Source organism: Tissierella sp. MB52-C2, assembly GCF_030931715.1.
In the GTDB taxonomy this organism is placed as follows: domain Bacteria; phylum Bacillota; class Clostridia; order Tissierellales; family Tissierellaceae; genus Tissierella.
In genome coordinates this window covers 3275232-3293034 of record NZ_CP133261.1, presented here as the reverse complement: position 1 = coordinate 3293034, position 17803 = coordinate 3275232, and the positions used below count along the sequence as shown (strand labels likewise).

The following is a 17803-nucleotide window of genomic DNA, read 5'->3' as shown; positions in this document are numbered from 1 at the left end:
AGGATGATTATCTAAATTAGAAATGGGTGATTAATATGCTTATAACAGTAAAAGATGTATTAGAATTAGACGGATTTAAACATGCTAAAATAGTTGCTGGTAAAAAGGGATTATCTAATGTTGTAAATAATGCAACCTTAATGGAAGTTCCAGATATATTTTCCTATGTAGATGCCCATAGTTTGCTAATTACTACTTTGTATCCAATATATAATAATGAAACTGCTACTAATGAACTTATACCTAAACTAGTAGAATTAAATTTAGCAGGTATATGTATAAAACCAGCTAGATATATAAAGGAAATACAGCCAATAATGATAGAACAAGCTAATGAATTAGATTTTCCAATTATAGAGTTGCCTCAAGATGCTAATTTATCTAAGTTGGTAACAGAAATTCTGGAATTATCTTTAAATAAACATATAAATATATTGAACTTTAGGAATCATGTCCATGAAAGTCTTATGAAACTCTTTTTAAAAGGAGAAGATATAGATTCATTGGTAAATAGTTTATCTGAAATCGTAAAATATCCGGTCCTCTTACTAGACAATGATTTTAATATTACATATATGTCTAAAGATTTGACTGAACAAGAAGTAACAATAATGCTGCCTTCTAATAGATATAGAAATAATAATTTCATAGTTAAAGTACAAGATGTTGAATATGGAGAAGAATCTTATATTAAATACTCTATTAATGCAGGAAAGACTAGGTTTGGATATATAGTATTATTAAAAGGAGAAGTTGACAATAATAGTTTAATAGTAGCTGTTGAGCAAGCTTCCTTGCTGATAGCCTCTGTATTTTATAAGAATTATGCCGTATTAGAGAAAGAGAAAAGTTTTCAAGATGCATTTATTAGAGATATATTACAGGGGAAAATAGATTCTCCAATAGATACTATAAATAAAGCTAAGGTTTTTGGATGGAATATGGAGTTTCCTGAAGTAATAATGATTATAAAATTATTAGTAGAAGATGACCAAAAAAAGAAACAATTATACGGAGAACTTTTAGATTCAAGACTTATACAGAAAATTCTAGAAGAGAAATTGCTAATAAATGATAAAAAACTTAAAACAGTATATATAGATGATTCAATAGTAGTTTTCATTAATGTGGTTTTTATGACAAATATTAAAGAAAATTGTAAAGAAGTAGGAAGATTGATTGTTGAAAGACTAAAAGATAAAGTGAAATTGGGAATAGGTATATCTAATATAGCAAAAGATATTAGTAGCTTTTCTTTAGCTTACAAAGAAGCCCAAAGTAGCATAATTATTAGTGCTATTTTGAATAAAAGCTCCTTTGTTAGCCATTATAGTGATTATGAAATGTTTAAGATAATAAAAGAAGTAAAAGATATAGATATTTTAAATACATATGTAGATAGTAAGCTAGGAAAATTAATAGAATATGATAAAGTAAATAATATGAAATTAATGGAAACATTAAAAGTTTTAATTGAACAAAATTTCAATGCAAAGAAGTCAGCAGAAATATTATTTATACATTATAATACTTTAAGATATAGGGTAGATAGGATAAAAGAATTAGGTATAAAAATCGATGATGGATTTGTTGTTGGAGAATTAGTATTAGCTTACAATATTTACTTGTGGTTGTTAGCAAATAAAGATTAATTATATAATAAAACGAGTCTAAATTAATATGTCAGTTAAGACATATTAATTTAATAAAGTAAATATATTTATTAAAATGTGGACTTAAATTTTTATTATATAAATAATATAATAAAAATGTTAATAAACTGAGTACAATTGTCAATAATTGATAATTGTACTCTTTTTTTTTGGCTATATATAATGATGACTTTAAAAAAGAGGAATGATAATATGTAGACAATCATTAAAATATATTCCGAAAGGAGGTCAATATATGGATAAATACAAGGTAAGGTTATGGGACAGGGGAGATATTAATGGTTTCTTTGGATTATTTACCAATAATCTCAGTAACATTTTGGTTATGGCTAGTTTATTAACAGTGTCCATAGGTATGCCTAATTGGATAGTATATGAGAGAATACTACCAGCTGTTGGACTTTCTATATTCTTAAGTGGATTGTATTACACTTGGATGGGATATAAACTCTCTTTAAAGGAAAAGAGAAAGGATATAACTGCATTACCTTCTGGAACTAGTGTTCCCCACATGTTTCTTATAGTATTTTTAATCATGGGTCCTGTTTATTGGGATACAGGGGATCCAGAATTAGCTTGGTATGCAGGTTTAGCATGGTGTTTAATTGAAGGAATAATAGAGGTTTCAGGATCTATAATAGGACCTAAAGTAAGAAATACTCTACCAAGAGCGGCTATGTTAAGTGCCTTAGCAGGTGTATCAATAACATTTATTGCAATGAACCCAGCAATGCAGACTTTTAGAATGCCATATATAGGTTTTGTTTCTCTAGCAATTATACTCCTTGGATGGTTTGGAAATATTAAGATGCCATTCAATATACCTGTAGGATTATTTGCAATAATATTGGGTACTGCAATTGGATGGGGTTCTGGATATATGGATTATGATGCTTTAGTATCATCATTTACAAATGTTCAGCCTGCTTATGCAAGATTTTCAGTAATGAATGTAGTTAAAGGAATTAAATATGCAATACCTTATTTAACAGCTGCAATACCTTTAGGAGTATATAATTTTTTTGAAACCATGGATAATGTAGAAAGTGCTTCAATAGCTGGAGATGACTATAGTGTTAGAGAAACACTTATAGCAGATGGAGTTACATCTATACTAGCAAGTCTCTTTGGAAGTCCCTTCCCAACTGCAGTATTTGTAGGACATCCTGGATGGAAAAGTACAGGTGCAAGATTAGGATATACTCTGCTTACAGGCATAGTAATTTTATTGATAACCTGGTTTAATGTAATATCATTATTATCAAAGTTAATACCTTTAGTTGCAATAGTTCCAATTTTATTATACATCGGTCTTGTAATAGGTTCTCAGGCTTTCACAGCAGTTGAAAGTAAATATGCCCCCGCAGTATTACTTGGTATTATTCCATGGATTGCGAATTGGGCACAAAATAATATTGATACTGCACTAGGTCTTGCAGAAAAAACTGCTGGAGAAATTGGATTTAATACATTAGCTATAGCAGGACTAGAGTATGGCGGAATGGTAACTTTAGGAGCAGGTGCAATATTAGTAAGTATGATTTGGTCTAGCCTATGTGTTTACATCATAGATAAAGATTTAAACAAAGCACTAATTACAACTTTAATAGCAGCAGGATTGACATTTTTAGGAATAATTCATACTTCAAGTGTAGGAATAGGAAAAGCAAATGATGTATTAGCAGGATATTTGATAATTGCTATATTATTTTTTATAGTAAAAAAGATTGAAAATTCAAGTAATAGAAAGATGAAAAAAGAATTATAAAATCAAGGAGGAGTTTACAATGACAAAGTATATAGTTAATGCAAAACCTTATGAATATGATTTTGATTTAGAAAAAACAGCCTTAGTTATTATTGATATGCAAAGAGATTTTTGTGCACCAGGTGGATTTGGAGAAAAACTTGGAAATGATATAACTCCTACAAGGAGTATTATTGAACCATTACAAAAAGTATTAGAAGCAGCTAGAGAAAAAGGTATGTTTGTGATTCATACTAGAGAAGGGCATAGACCAGACTTAGCAGATTGTCCACCAAGCAAATTAAAAAGAGGAAAAAAACAAGGTGCTGGAATAGGTGATATGGGTCCTATGGGAAGAATTCTAGTAAGAGGAGAATATGGTCATGATATTGTTGATGAACTTAAGCCTATTGAAGGAGAACCAATAATAGATAAACCTGGTAAAGGTGCATTTTATCAAACTGACCTAGAGGTTATACTACAAACTAGAGGAATTACTCATTTAATAGTTACAGGAGTTACTACGCATGTTTGTGTTCAAACGACAATAAGAGAAGCTAATGACCGTGGCTTTGAGTGTTTGATGCTAGAAGACTGTACTGCAGCTTTTGATCCTAGGGACCAAGAAGCGTCCATAAGAATGATAAATCAACAAGGCGGTATATTTGGATGGACAACAGAATCTAAAAACTTACTAGAAGTATTAAATAAATAAAGTTAAAGTTGAAATTATAAGGAGGACTTATATATGACGAATAAAAAAACAATTGCAACACAAGGGACTCCGTGGTGGGTAAAGGGAGACTTAAATGGATTTTTCGGTTTGTTTACTAACTCATTAACTAACTTTTTAGCAGCAATAGGTCTATTGGTATTTGCTATAAATATGCCAAAAGAAATCGTTTATGGTAGGATTGTACCTGCTGCAGCAATAAGTATAGGTATAGGTAATATATGGCTAGCATATCAAGCAAGAAAGCTTTCGTTAAAAGAGCAAAAAGGCGATGTAACAGCTATGCCTTATGGACTTAGTGTTCCCCATTATTTTGTGGTAGCCTTTGCAGTAATTCTTCCAGTATATCTTCAAACGAAGGATTGGCATCTTGCATGGTCAGTTGCATTAGCATGGAATGTTGTACAGGGAGTTATTATGACTATAGGGGCATTTGTAGGCCCATACATTAGAAAATATATACCTAGGTCAGCTATGCTTGGTTCTTTAGCAGGACTAGCGGTAACATATATAGCAATGAATCCTATGGGAGAAATATTTAGTACTCCATACATTGGACTTACAACATTAGCAATAGTAGTTGTAGGATGGCTTGCAAATAAGAAAATGCCTGGAAATATACCAGCTGGATTAGTGGCTATTATAGCTGGTTCAGTATTAGCATGGTCAACAGGTTATATGGATATTGATGCAGTAAAAGAAGCTGCTAGTGGGTTTGCAATAGCATTTCCAAAATTAGCCATTGGAGACTTAGCGCAAGGATTTGCATACCTTTCACCTTTTTTAGCAGCAGCAATTCCACTTGCAATATATGACTTTTTAGAAAGTTTAGATAATGTTGAAAGTGCAGAAGTAGCAGGGGATCATTACAATACTACAAAGGCTCTATTAATACCAGGATTGCTTACTCTTTTAGGGGCTGCATTAGGAAGTCCATATCCAACAATAATATATATTGGCCATCCAGGTTGGAAAGCAACAGGAGCTAGAGTAGGTTATGGATTGTTAACTGGATTAGTAATCATTGTAGTATCATTCCTGGGACTATTACCATTAGCATTAACTATAATACCATTAGTAGCATTATTACCAATTTTAGTTTATATTTCCATGGTTATAGGAGCACAAGCCTTTGGTTCAACAGAAAAGAAACATATACCAGCATTAATAATAGCATTTATGCCATTTATAGCTAGTTATATAGTAACTCAAATAAATAATGCCCTTGGAGCAGCAGGTACAAGTATAGCGGATGTAGGAGCAGAGACTTTAGTAAATGCTGGTATTCCATATATAGGATGGAAAATATTAGGTGCAGGAGATATCTTAAGTAGTATGATGATTGCAACAATAGTAATCTTTGCAATAGATAAGAAGTTTAAATTATCAGCAGTGTATAGTTTGATAACAGCAGCATTAGCATTTTTCGGTATAATTCATGCTTCAGAACTTGGTCTTGGTACTGGAGGATATATTTCTTTAGGATATGTAGCGATGACAGTTGTATTTTTAGTTATGGAATATTATAAAAAAGAAGAGAATATAAGTGTTGAAAATTAATACTATTAATTAAAAGTGGGAGGGATAGGGTGAGAGATAAATCATTTTATGCCCTCTCTTATGATAAAGGGCTAAAAACCTTCATAGATACAAAAAATAAGAATTGTAATCATGTAGTAGGAAAAGTTCATAGCATATTTAAAAAAGTCATTAACTTTGTAGATGATGACAATCAAATATACAGTATATTACAAAGTAGTTTTGACAACGGACCATACGCTGTAAGAATAGATAATGAAAATATAGATGATTTTTTCAGTTTACAAATAGATATAAATGATTTAGTTTTTCTTGAAAATAAAGTTCTAAGAATAGAAAACAAATTATCAATAAATTTTGATAATGTTCAACTATGGTCTCCAATGAAATTAAAGATTGATATAGATAAAAGCAATTTAGAACTGTTTAAAAGAAATATAGAAGTATATAATCATTATTTATTTCATCAGGGAAATTATGGTGGAGTCAAGCATTGCTATATAAAAACATATATGGAATCCCCTGTAAGTTATAAACCAACTCTTATAGAGAGAGAGCTTTATAAGAGAGTTTCCAATTTTATAACAAGTATAGATAGTGAGTATCTAAATTTTAAGGAAAGTATATTTTCAATCATTGGACTTGGCAATGGACTTACACCATCAGGAGATGACTTTTTAGTTGGTTTTATGACAGCTTTAAATGTAGTAGAAATAGAAAAAACACAAGCGCTTTTTAGAAAAATAAAATATATTTTAAGACAAAACAAACTACCTACAACTGATATTAGTATAAGCATGATAAACTCATGTATTGAAGGAAATAAGAGAGAGCATTTAACGGACTTTATTAGAAAACTATTTAGTGAAGATAAAGAAGGATTATTAGATAGTATAAATAATGTATTTTCAATAGGTTCATCTTCAGGAGTAGATTTATCTGTAGGAGTTATTATAGGTTTAATGTATAGTTTGGACATTTTAGAAAATGGAGGTATATAGATGATATCAAAAGTTATAGTAAGAAAAAATGAATATTATGATTCAGTTACACTTATGTCCTTATCAAGTAAGGTTTTAGAAATAGAAGGAGTAGAAGAAACAGTAGTTTCTATGGCAACAAAAATGAATAAGGAACTATTGGCTAATATAGGTATGTCAACAGATGAAGTTGAAAAAGCTGGAGACAATGACCTTTTAATAGCTATAAAAGCAACAGCAGATGAAGTTTATAACAAAGCATTTGAGTTTGTACAAGAGCTTTTAACATCTAGAAATACTAAGAAGAAAAAAGGTGAAGTACCAAGTCCTAAAACTATAGATGCTGCACTAGAGCAAATGGAAGATGCTAACTTTGCAGTAATATCAGTACCAGGACAACATGCAGCTAGAGAAGCAAGAAAGGCTTTAGAAAAAGGTCTTCATGTAATGCTCTTTAGTGATAATGTAACTTTAGAACAAGAAAAGGAATTAAAGGAATTAGGTAGAGAAAAAGGACTTTTAGTAATGGGACCTGATTGTGGAACTGCTAGCATAAACAATATAGGATTATGTTTTGCTAATGAAGTAAGAAAAGGAAATATAGGAATAGTAGGTGCTTCTGGTACAGGACTGCAAGAAGTAATGGTTCAAATTCACAGACTAGGTGGAGGTATATCTCAAGCAATAGGAACTGGAGGTAGGGATCTTAAAGAAGAAATTGGCGGAATAATGATGTTAGAAGGTCTAAAAGCTTTAAGCAGAGATAAAGATACAGAAATAATAGTTCTAGTTTCTAAACCACCAGCAAAATCTGTTGAAAAGAAAATACTAGAAGAAGTAAAAAACATAGAAAAATCAGTAGTTATTTGCTTTATAGATGGAAATAAGGAAGAAGAAAAAGATTTAAATAATACATCCTTTGTTTATGATCTTTATGAAGCAGCCAGAAAGGCAGTAGAATTAGCAGGTATGAACAATGAAAAAGATAAAATCCATAGTGAACTTTTAACAAGAGCAAAAGAATTAAAGAAGACTTTAAAGCCAGAACAAAAGTATTTTAGAGGATTATTCTGTGGAGGAACTCTCTGTGCAGAAGCTTTATCTATATTAAGAGGAAATTTTGATTCTATAAAAAGTAATGTAGCAAAAAATCAAAATGAAAAACTTGAAGATATAAAAATTTATTCTGGAAATGTATTGTTAGATTTAGGGGAAGACCAATTTACAGTAGGTAAACCACATCCTATGATAGAACCTACTTTAAGATTAGATAAGATTGTAAAGGAAGCCAAGGATGCAGAAGTGGGAGTTATTCTACTAGATTTTGAATTAGGATATGGTTCCCATGATGAGCCAGTAGGAGTTACTATAAAAGCTATTAAAGAAGCAAAGAAAGTTGCTAGTGATAATGGAAAAAATATAATATTTGTAGCATATATTTGCGGAACAGATATAGATAAACAAAACTATGCAAAGGAAAGAAGTCTTTTAGAACAAGAAGGAGTAATAATTGCAGAGAGCAATTCTGAAGCGGCCAATATAGTAATAGAAATATTATCATAATAGGAGGATTTGAGATGAGTAATATTAATAAATTGTTTTCACAAGAACTAAAGATATTAAATATAGGAACAAGTAAATTTAAAGATGATTTAGAACTTCAAGGTCAAAGTGTGCTGCAATTAGATTGGGCTCCTGCTGCTGGTGGAGATATAGAGTTACTAAATATAATAGATAAATTATCTTCTAGAGAAGAAATAAAAGAAGCAAATAAAGAAGCAGTTGGGAGAATGATAAATTCTCATCCAATCCTTGTAGACATAGATAAGGCAATAAATGTAATTCCGGGAATGAAAGAAAATATGATACTTCATTCAGGTCCACCTATAGAGTGGGAAAGAATGGCTGGTCCAATGCAGGGTGCTATAATAGGAGCTTTAATTTATGAAGGAAAAGCTAAGAATGAAGAAGAGGCAAAAAAAATAGCAGCCTCAGGAGAAATTGAGTTTTCACCTTGTAATGAACACGGTACTGTTGGACCTATGGCAGGTATAGTATCTCCATCTATGCCAGTACATGTTATTTATAATAAAACCTATGAAAATTATGGTTATTGTACAATTAATGAGGGATTAGGAAAAGTTCTAAGATATGGTGCATTTAATGAAGAAGTTATTGAAAGACTTAAATGGATAGAAGAAGAGTTTGCTCCTACTATGAAAAAGGCTTTAAAGAGTATTGATGGCGGAATAGATATAAAATCTATAATTTCTCAAGCAGTTCATATGGGAGATGAATGTCATAATAGAAATAAAGCTGCTACTAGTTTATTCTTTAGGGAAATAGTTTCCTATATAATAGATACAGACGTAGATTCAGCTATAATAAAAAGAGTATTAAACTTTATAAAGACAAATGAACACTATTTCTTAAACCTTTCTATGCCAGCTTGTAAAGTTGCAACAGATGCAGCACATGGAATAGAAAATTCCACAATAGTAACTACAATGGCTAGAAATGGTGTTGACTTTGGAATAAGAATAAGTGGTCTTGGAAAAAATCAATGGTTTACTGCTCCAGCAAATATGATAAAAGGATTAATGTTCCCAGGTTTTAAAGAAGATGATGCTAGTCCGGATATAGGAGACAGTGCAATTACAGAAACAATGGGAATAGGTGGATTTGCCATGGGAGGTTCTCCTGCTATAGTTCAATTCGTAGGAGGAACTGTAGAAGATGCCATAGGATATAGTGAAAAAATGTATGAAATAACTGTAGGTGAAAATACCAATTATTCTATTCCAACTTTAGATTTCCGTGGTTCTGCCATAGGAATAGATATTGTTAAAGTAATTGAAAAAGGTATTCTACCTATAATCAATACTGGAATGGCACATAAGGTTGCTGGAATAGGACAAGTTGGTGCAGGTTTAGTAAGTCCGCCAATGGAATGCTTTAAGAAAGCAATTCTTGAGTTTAATAAAGATAACTAGGAGGTAAATATGAGCAGAATATTAATTGCTTTAGGAGGAAATGCTTTAGGAGATACTCCAAAGGAACAATTTGAACTAGTAAAGGAAACAGCGAGACCAATAGTAGACCTTATAGAGAAAGGGCACGAAGTAATAATTGCTCATGGAAATGGACCGCAAGTAGGTATGATTAACCTAGCTATGGAAGAAATATCTATGCCTTTTCCAGAATGTATTGCAATGAGTCAGGGATATATTGGATACCATCTCCAAAATAGAATATATGAAGAGTTAAATAGAAGAAATATAAATAAAAATGTGGTAACTATAGTAACTCAAGTTGTGGTAGATGAAAATGATGAAGCTTTACAGAATCCTACAAAACCTATAGGAAGATTTTATTCTAAAGAGGAAGCAGAAGAATTAGTAGTAGCAAAAGGATATAAAATGATAGAGGATTCTGGAAGAGGATATAGAAGAGTAGTGGCTTCACCAAAACCTACAGATATTGTTGAAAAAGAATGCATAAAAACCCTAGTTAAGGATGGGCATATAGTAATAACAGTTGGTGGTGGCGGGATTCCAGTAGTTAGAAAAGACTTTGGATATGAAGGAGTTAATGGTGTAATAGATAAAGATTTTGCTAGTGGCAAAATTGCAGAATTAATTGATGCAGATTACTTATTCGTCCTAACAGCCGTAGATAGAATAGCCATCAACTTTGGAAAGGAAGATCAAATTAATCTAGATAAGATGTCTATAGAAGAGGCTTATAGATATATAGAAGAAGGACAATTTGCACCGGGAAGTATGCTTCCAAAGGTAATAGCTGCAGTAAATTTTGCTAAATCAAGAAAAGGAAGACAAGCAATAATAGCTTCATTAGAAAAAGCAAAGGAAGCATTGGTTGGAGAAAGTGGAACAATAATATACAATAGTTAGAGTAATAATGAGATGGATTATATGATATAATCAGAACATAATTTGCATTATAGATTGATAAATTATCCTTGAGGTGATGTGAATATGTTCAATATAATCCAAGAAGTGAAGAAAATAGAAAAAGATATAATCAGCTGGAGAAGAAAGCTTCACCAAATACCAGAAGTAGGGCTGAATTTACCAAAAACCTCAAGGCTTATAATGGATGAATTAGATAATATGAATATAGAATATCATACCTTAGTAAATGGAAATGCCATCGTAGGGTTAATAAAGGGTAAAGAAGAAGGAAAGACCATAGGGTTAAGGGGCTGATACAGATGCTCTTCCTGTTAAAGAGGAAACGGGATTAGAATTTGCATCAGATAATGGATGTATGCATGCCTGTGGACATGATGGACATACTGCCATTTTGCTGGGAGTAGCTAAGGTATTGAATGAAAATAAAGATAAATTTAAAGGTAATGTAAAGTTATTATTTCAACCTGGAGAAGAATATCCAGGTGGTGCAAAACCTATGATAGAAGAAGGTGCTTTGGAAAATCCCAAAGTAGATGCTGTAATGGGATTACATTTAGGAAATTTAGGTAAGGAAATTCCTAAGGGAAAAATAGGAGTATCCTATGGAGCAATGATGGCAGCAGTAGATGTAATGTATATTAAAATAAATGGAAAAGGCTCTCACGGTGCATATCCCCATCAATCCATAGATCCTATTGTTACAGCTTCAGAAATAGTTTTAGCATTACAGACAATAATCAGTCGTGAAGTAGATCCAGTGGAACCAGCAGTTGTGTCTGTTACTAGAATAGATGGAGGATTTAACCATAATATAATCCCAGATTCAGTTGAAATCCAAGGAACAATAAGAACAGTAAATGAAGATACTAGGCAGAGAATCTCTAGAAGAATAGAGGAAATAGTAAAGGGAATAACCATGGCACATGGGGCTAGCTATGAGATTGATTATGAATTTTGTTATCCGGCACTTATAAACTCGAAAGAGTTTACTAAGGGATTTGTAGAATCGGCTAAGAAGATAATTCCAGAAGATGATATAGTAGAGATGAAATCACCTGTAATGGGTGCAGAGGATATGTCCTTTTTCTTACAAAGAGTTCCAGGCACATTCTTCTATCTAAGTAATCTTGGAAAAATAGATGGAGAATTCCACCCACATCATAATCCTAAGTTTGATATAGACGAGGGAGAAATGTGGAAGGGTGCAGCTCTTATTATACAGAGCACAATAGATTGGTTAAATAAAAACTAGGCGTAAGCCTAGTTTTTTAGTATATTATTAAAAATCTTTCTAGTATGATTATGTTGCAAGATTTAAATTTCATAAGGAAAAAGAATCATTCTCTTATAAGTATCTTAGTTATTTCTCCAATATAGAGTGTATGATGGTCAGAATTAGGATAGATTTTTTCATTAAGTTCTTGGTTTATGAATGATTCAGGTTTATATTCCTGAGCAAATAATTTCTTACAGAAAATTGCTATATTTGCTTCTTCAAAGTAAGGAGTATTATTATCATGTGCAACTGTAAGATTAGACTTTTTAATTTTATCCTCATCTCTACCAGATTTGGTTCCCAGATAAGATAGTGTTTCTCTAAAGCTATCATCAAAGAAGGTCAATGAAAATGAGTCAGAGTTATCTATAAACTCCTTAGTATAGCGTTGTGGACGAATAACTATATATGCCACATTTTTATTCCACATAACACCTAAGCCACCCCAAGATGCAGTCATTGTATTAGTCTTTCCATCCTTTTCTCCAGTAATCAGCATCCAATCCTTGCCAATTAGTTTAAATGGGCTATAGTTAAATTCTTCAGGTCTAATTTCCTTAAATTTAGTCATATATAATCCCTCCATATTTATTATTATACCTATTATTATATAATAGATGAAAGTAAATTCATATTATGACAGATATATTAAATAAGAAATAAATAAAGATCGTAAGGAAAAAATTGGGAAATCCTTGAGGATATAGTATAATGATGGTAACACGATAATCTGAAGTAGATTAGGAGATATGAAGGCTATATGATTTTGATGCTCTTAAAGGAAAGGAGTTATTGTTAATAAATACATTGACAAACATGGACATAAGTGATGGAATAGAGAAAAACCATTATATATGCTAGAGTTTCTAGAAGTGGTCAAGAAGACGATTTAAAAAATCAAAAAGATTTTCTTAGATAATATGCTAATGCAAAAGGAGCTATAGTTGACGAAATCTTTGAAGATATAGGACGTGGATTAAATTATAACCGTAAAAAGTGGAATAAACTTTTAGAAGATTGTATGCTAAGATTGGTAAAAACAATAATTGTATCACATAAAGACAGATTTATAAGATTTGGATTTGAATGGTTTGAAAAATTTATTAAATCTAATGGAGTAGAACTTATAGTTGTAAACAATGAAGAACTCTCTCCTCAAGAAGAAATGATACAAGACTTAATATCTATAATCCATGTATTTAGTTGTAGAATATATAGATTAATAAAATATAAAAAGAAAATTGAGGAGGATGAGGATATTGTTAAGATCATACAAAACAGAGATTAATCCAACTCCAGAACAAAAGAAAAAGATAAATCAAAGCATTGGTGTATGTAGATGGCTATATAACTCATACATAGCTAAAAATAAAGAATTATATCAACAGTATAAAGATGGAATAATTGATAAAAAACAAGCATTTATGAATGCCAATGACTTTGATAAATACATTAACAATGAAGTGAAAACATTAGATGAATATCAATGGATTAACAATTGTGGTTCTAAGGCTAGAAAGAAAGCTATATGTAATGCTGAAACTGCATATAAGAAATTTTTTAATGGTGAAGCAAAATTTCCTAGATTTAAAAAGAAAAATAAACAAGATGTAAAGATCTATTTTCCTAAAAATAATAAAACCGATTGGAGAATAGAAAGACATAAAATAATGATACCATCATTAAAAATGGTTAGATTAAAAGAATTTGGCTATATTCCAACAAATGCAAAAGTTATTAGTGGTACTGTATCAAGAAAAGCTGATAGATATTATGTATCGGTAGTTGTGGATGTAGACGAAATAGAAAAACAAGAAAATACAAATGAAGGAGTTGGAATTGATTTAGGACTAAGCCAATTTGTAGTTTGCAGTGACGGATTAGTTAAAAATAATATAAATAAAACTGCTAGAATTAAAAAGCTAGAAAAGAAGTTAAAGAGAGAGCAAAGAAAACTTTCGAGAAAATACGAAAGTTTAAAAATAAGAAATAAAAATGAAAAGGGGGGTACTGTTACTAGACAAAATATCCAAAAACAAATAATCAAGGTACAAAAACTTCATCAGAAATTAATCAATATTAGAACAGACTATATAAATAAAACAGTTGATGAAATAGTTGGGCAAAAACCAAGCCATATAACTATTGAAGACTTAAATGTAAAAGGTATGATGAAGAACAGACATCTCTCTAAAGCAGTTGCAAGTCAAAAGTTTTATGAGTTTAGAAAGAAACTTGAACACAAATGTAAACTGTTAGGGATTGAATTAAGAATAGTTGATAGATTTTATCCGAGTAGTAAATTATGTCACGAATGTGGAATTATCAAGAAGGACTTAAAGTTATCTGATAGAGTTTATATTTGTGAATGTGGTTATAGTGAGGATAGAGATATTAATGCAAGTCTTAATTTAAGAGATGCTAAAATCTATAAGATAGCATAATCAAGTTATTTATAGATATGTACCGAAGGCTAATTCGGGAATTTACGACTGTGGAGTATTATATCAAATGTTAGTAGTTTTGCGGAACGAGAACAGATACGGTGAAGCAGTAAAAATCTCAGTATGGGTATATTTGTTCATATTTTGAGTAGCAGTTACTGTTATGAAATCCAAAGGATTTAATGCACATAATAAATATATGATATTGAAATATGCATTGAAGGAGAATAACGTTTCTCGAACCTGTGAGTTGTTTGGAATTTCTAGGACAACCTTTTATAATTGGCAAAGAGCCTACGAGAAGCATGGCATGATTGGACTGGAAATAAAGGAGCCACAAAAGCCACAGATGCCCAATAAAGTTAGTAAGGCTATTGAGCAGGAAATATTAGCATATGTAGGAAGATATCCTGCTGATGGACCCAAAAGAATTTACTATGAGCTAAGAGCTGAAGGAATCGATATTGGAGAGACAGGTATTTATAATGTCTTGAGGCGAAACAATTTAACAAGAAAGGATCAGAGAGTACAATATTCTAAGAATAAAGCATCGCATGTAAAAACTAACCGAAAGGATAATAAGGAAATACTTGGGCTTTTTAATAAACAGGAGGTATATCCAGGATATTTAGTCATCCAACGGATTGACTTTATGGGAACCTTTGATGGGATTGGTAAAATATATCAATATAGTATCTACGATACTGCTTCAAAATGGGTAGCAGTAAAATTGTACAATAAAAAACAGGATATTGATATTTGGAGCTACTTTGAGCGTAAACTAGGTTATTTATTGAAGCTATTTAATATAAATATTAAAAATTTAGCCACCGATAGGAAAAAGGAGTTTTTGCCTTATTTTGTAAAGGATAATGAGTATAAGGAAGTTATAGAAGAACTTCGTATAAATCATATATTTATTCCTCCTGAAGATAATGTGATATTAGAGGATATGATGTCATTAAATAAGTTTTTGGTTACAGAATTCTACAACAAAATTCCTTTAAACAATGAGCTTGATTCTTTTGTAAAAGTTGAACATGCACTTAATAAATTTATAAGGGAGTATAATTTCTACAGTGTAATCCCAAGTGGGTACAATGCAGATAAAACACCTGTTGAGGTTGTACTTGAAAGGGCATCACAAAATAATGTAGATTTAGATACATTGCCACTTTGGATTATGGCACTGATAAACTATTCAAGGCGAGGTGGGAAAGGTGAATAGGGAAGACTGTAAAGTTGCAGTAATTGGGGGAGGACTTTCAGGACTTGTTATAGCTGAAGGTCTACAGAAAAGGGGATATAAAAATATCACTGTTTTTGAAAAAGACGAGCGGATAGGTGGTAAATTATATACAATCTGGCATAAGGAAAAGTCCCACGAGCTTGGAGCAATCTTTGGTTTACCCTCTCAGCCATATCTTAAGGCTTTGATGAAACGGCTAAATATCAAAGCAGACGGACCAAAATTATCCCGTACCAATTACAATACTGACGGGCAGAAGATTATACCTATACCGAAGGAAAAATTGGAAGACTTTGTGGATGAACTAGATCGATTGCCAGATGTATTAGAGATGTATAAGTCCCTTAAAAAATCAAATATTGAAAATATTGAGCCTGTACTAATGCTTCCTTTTTCGAAATGGTGTGATATACATGGATTCCGGATTTTAAAGACCATCTACACCCAATATTTTACTATCTTTGGATTAGGTAATATTGATGAAGTACCAGCTCTATATGTACTCAGAATCTTAAACTACGATCATTTAATGTCCTTTATGGAGCTACCAGAGTTTATTACTTGGAAGAATGGAGTGTCTTCATTAATAGAACGACTAGGAAAGGAAATCAAAGACATTCGACTGGGTCAAAAAGTAATAGATATTTCTTTGTCTCAGCGAGAAACTCTATTAGTGCAAACCCAATTTGAAATACTTGAATTTAATCGAGTTATCATTGCTGCTCCCTTGGATCAATTTTCAAATCTTCATTTTTGGGATCAAGATATGAAACAGTATCTAAGGGGCATAAGATATCAATCTTTTAACGTCTATGCATTCATAGCCGATAAAATCCCTAAAGGCTGTGGCTGTATATTAGAAAACTTATCATCCAATCGTCAAGGACATATTACCATATGGAACTCTAGGTGGGATGAAGATGATGATGAAGGGATGGTGATGCTTTATGCATATAATCCCAGTGATAACTCTAAAGTATCTGCTTTAGATATTATTAAAGATGATTTGTTAAAACTAGGTATACAGAATCCAAGGCTTTATCAGGCTAAAAGTTGGCAGCATTGCCCCTATATAGATACTTGCGTCTTAGAAAGTGGATTCTATAATAAAATGGAATCCATGCAGGGTAAACACAATGTATTTTTAGCAGGTGAAATTATGAGTACACTTTCAATGGAAAACTGTATACGGTATTCTATAGATTTATTAAATCGTTTTTTCTAACCAATTGATTATATAATAAATCTCCTTAAATCAGTGACGATCAAGGAGATTTTTTAGTTTATATAGATTCAAGCTTTGAACTTATTTTTGAATCCTTCCAGATCTCGTCCTTTAAAGGATTGAGACCATTCTTAGCAATTCTGTAGAATTGCCAAGCTACCAATATTATATTAAGACCTAAAGATATTATTGCTAGGGTCCAGTTAGCTGTAGGGTTGTAGCTTACCTTTACATTAAAAATACTTCCTGTAGCAAAGAAATATGGGAATGTCATGACCCATGACATCCAAAAAAATAGCGTATGTGCACGGTTTTGCATCCAAGTTCCTTTTGACCATAAAAGAGCAGGGATAGTAGGTGCAAGATTTAATGCTAGTCCTGAGTATAGAGCGTTGCCAGGTGCACAGGAATATACATAAGATATATTCCATACTCCATAAGCTATAATATAGAGGAGATTTTGGTCAGGCCATACCATATCTTTACGCTTACCCGAAGTTGAGTAGATACCAAACCAGCCGGAAATCACTAAAATATTTAAAATACCAGCTATTGCATTTAAATAGTTCCACCCTCCAGATATATAATACATTCCATCAACCATTCCATTAAAGCCGGCTATACCAACTTGAAATTCTCGTGCTACGGCTTCCAATATATTTATAGCTAATATAAAGGGAATAAGTGTTAGATACCATTTGTGTCTCTTATGGTAGTCTGTAAACCGAACAACCATATAAATAAGGCAACCTGCTAGTGCTGAATACACTTTGACCCAAGTAAACCAAGATGTGATTTCATTAGGAGCCCTAGTGATCCAAACTATAGTAAGGATTACTGGCAAAACCATAAATATAAAAATACTTACTCTTTTACTGATACGTGAAAGCTCATTTAATCCAATAAGAATACCAAGAACGACAAACCACATAATTATGTTATACCAGGGAAGCATTTCAAAAAAGAACATAACCAAAACCCCTTTCATATAAATATTATGAT

14 protein-coding genes and 2 pseudogenes are annotated in these 17803 nt (G+C 31.7%); 14 read left to right on the top strand and 2 right to left on the bottom strand.

All coding sequences use genetic code 11. The features are described from left to right. Positions 1–35: 35 nt before the first annotated feature. From RBU61_RS16510 to RBU61_RS16465, 10 genes and pseudogenes are all read left to right on the top strand, one after another. Positions 36–1652, top strand: coding sequence for a PucR family transcriptional regulator ligand-binding domain-containing protein (locus RBU61_RS16510; protein WP_308876744.1), 1617 nt, complete (start codon positions 36–38; stop codon positions 1650–1652). A 256-nt stretch (positions 1653–1908) separates the two neighbouring features. Continuing rightward, a complete protein-coding gene (locus RBU61_RS16505; protein WP_308876743.1) occupies positions 1909–3441 on the top strand; it encodes a hypothetical protein in 1533 nt (510 codons plus the stop codon). 19 nt (positions 3442–3460) lie between these two features. Beyond that, a complete protein-coding gene (locus RBU61_RS16500) occupies positions 3461–4135 on the top strand; it encodes an isochorismatase family cysteine hydrolase (protein WP_308876742.1) in 675 nt (224 codons plus the stop codon). Positions 4136–4168: 33 nt separating this feature from the next. Continuing rightward, positions 4169–5713 (top strand): hypothetical protein, encoded by a 1545-nt coding sequence (locus RBU61_RS16495; protein WP_308876741.1) that lies wholly within the window; start codon positions 4169–4171, stop codon positions 5711–5713. A gap of 29 nt (positions 5714–5742) precedes the next feature. Next, positions 5743–6693 carry a DUF2877 domain-containing protein gene (locus tag RBU61_RS16490; protein ID WP_308876740.1) on the top strand — a complete coding sequence of 317 codons (951 nt, stop codon included), beginning with the start codon at positions 5743–5745 and terminating at the stop codon, positions 6691–6693. Next, positions 6694–8235, top strand: a complete 1542-nt coding sequence (fdrA, locus tag RBU61_RS16485) for an acyl-CoA synthetase FdrA (protein ID WP_308876739.1) — start codon at positions 6694–6696, stop codon at positions 8233–8235. Positions 8236–8249: 14 nt separating this feature from the next. Then, positions 8250–9665: a DUF1116 domain-containing protein gene (locus RBU61_RS16480; protein WP_308876738.1), complete on the top strand. Its 1416-nt coding sequence runs from the start codon at positions 8250–8252 to the stop codon at positions 9663–9665. Positions 9666–9674: 9 nt separating this feature from the next. Then, positions 9675–10586 (top strand): carbamate kinase, encoded by a 912-nt coding sequence (gene arcC, locus RBU61_RS16475; protein WP_308876737.1) that lies wholly within the window; start codon positions 9675–9677, stop codon positions 10584–10586. 84 nt (positions 10587–10670) lie between these two features. Then, a complete protein-coding gene (locus tag RBU61_RS16470) occupies positions 10671–10901 on the top strand; it encodes a hypothetical protein (protein WP_308876736.1) in 231 nt (76 codons plus the stop codon). Between the two features lie 52 nt (positions 10902–10953). Then, positions 10954–11859, top strand: a pseudogene (locus RBU61_RS16465) (M20 family metallopeptidase); the annotation flags it as partial. Positions 11860–11944: 85 nt separating this feature from the next. Here RBU61_RS16465 and RBU61_RS16460 read toward each other — a convergent pair. Next, positions 11945–12454 (bottom strand): flavin reductase, encoded by a 510-nt coding sequence (locus RBU61_RS16460; RefSeq protein ID WP_308876735.1) that lies wholly within the window; start codon positions 12452–12454, stop codon positions 11945–11947. Positions 12455–12721: 267 nt separating this feature from the next. Here RBU61_RS16460 and RBU61_RS16455 point away from each other — a divergent pair. The 4 genes and pseudogenes from RBU61_RS16455 to RBU61_RS16440 form a co-directional block, all read left to right on the top strand. After that, positions 12722–13171 (top strand): annotated as a pseudogene (locus tag RBU61_RS16455) (IS607 family transposase); the annotation flags it as partial. Beyond that, on the top strand, positions 13143–14327 hold the full coding sequence (locus RBU61_RS16450) for a transposase (protein WP_308876734.1): 1185 nt from the start codon (positions 13143–13145) through the stop codon (positions 14325–14327). The pseudogene RBU61_RS16455 and the gene RBU61_RS16450, both read left to right, overlap by 29 nt. A gap of 163 nt (positions 14328–14490) precedes the next feature. Further along, entirely contained in the window at positions 14491–15555 is a 1065-nt protein-coding gene (locus RBU61_RS16445; RefSeq protein ID WP_308876733.1) for a helix-turn-helix domain-containing protein, read from the top strand. Continuing rightward, positions 15548–16801, top strand: a complete 1254-nt coding sequence (locus RBU61_RS16440; protein ID WP_308876732.1) for an FAD-dependent oxidoreductase — start codon at positions 15548–15550, stop codon at positions 16799–16801. The genes RBU61_RS16445 and RBU61_RS16440 overlap by 8 nt, the downstream gene beginning before the upstream one ends. 58 nt (positions 16802–16859) lie before the next feature. On the opposite strand, the gene RBU61_RS16435 is transcribed toward RBU61_RS16440, so the two are convergent. Further along, on the bottom strand, positions 16860–17771 hold the full coding sequence (locus tag RBU61_RS16435; RefSeq protein ID WP_308876731.1) for a DUF5692 family protein: 912 nt from the start codon (positions 17769–17771) through the stop codon (positions 16860–16862). Between the last annotated feature and the right edge of the window lie 32 nt (positions 17772–17803).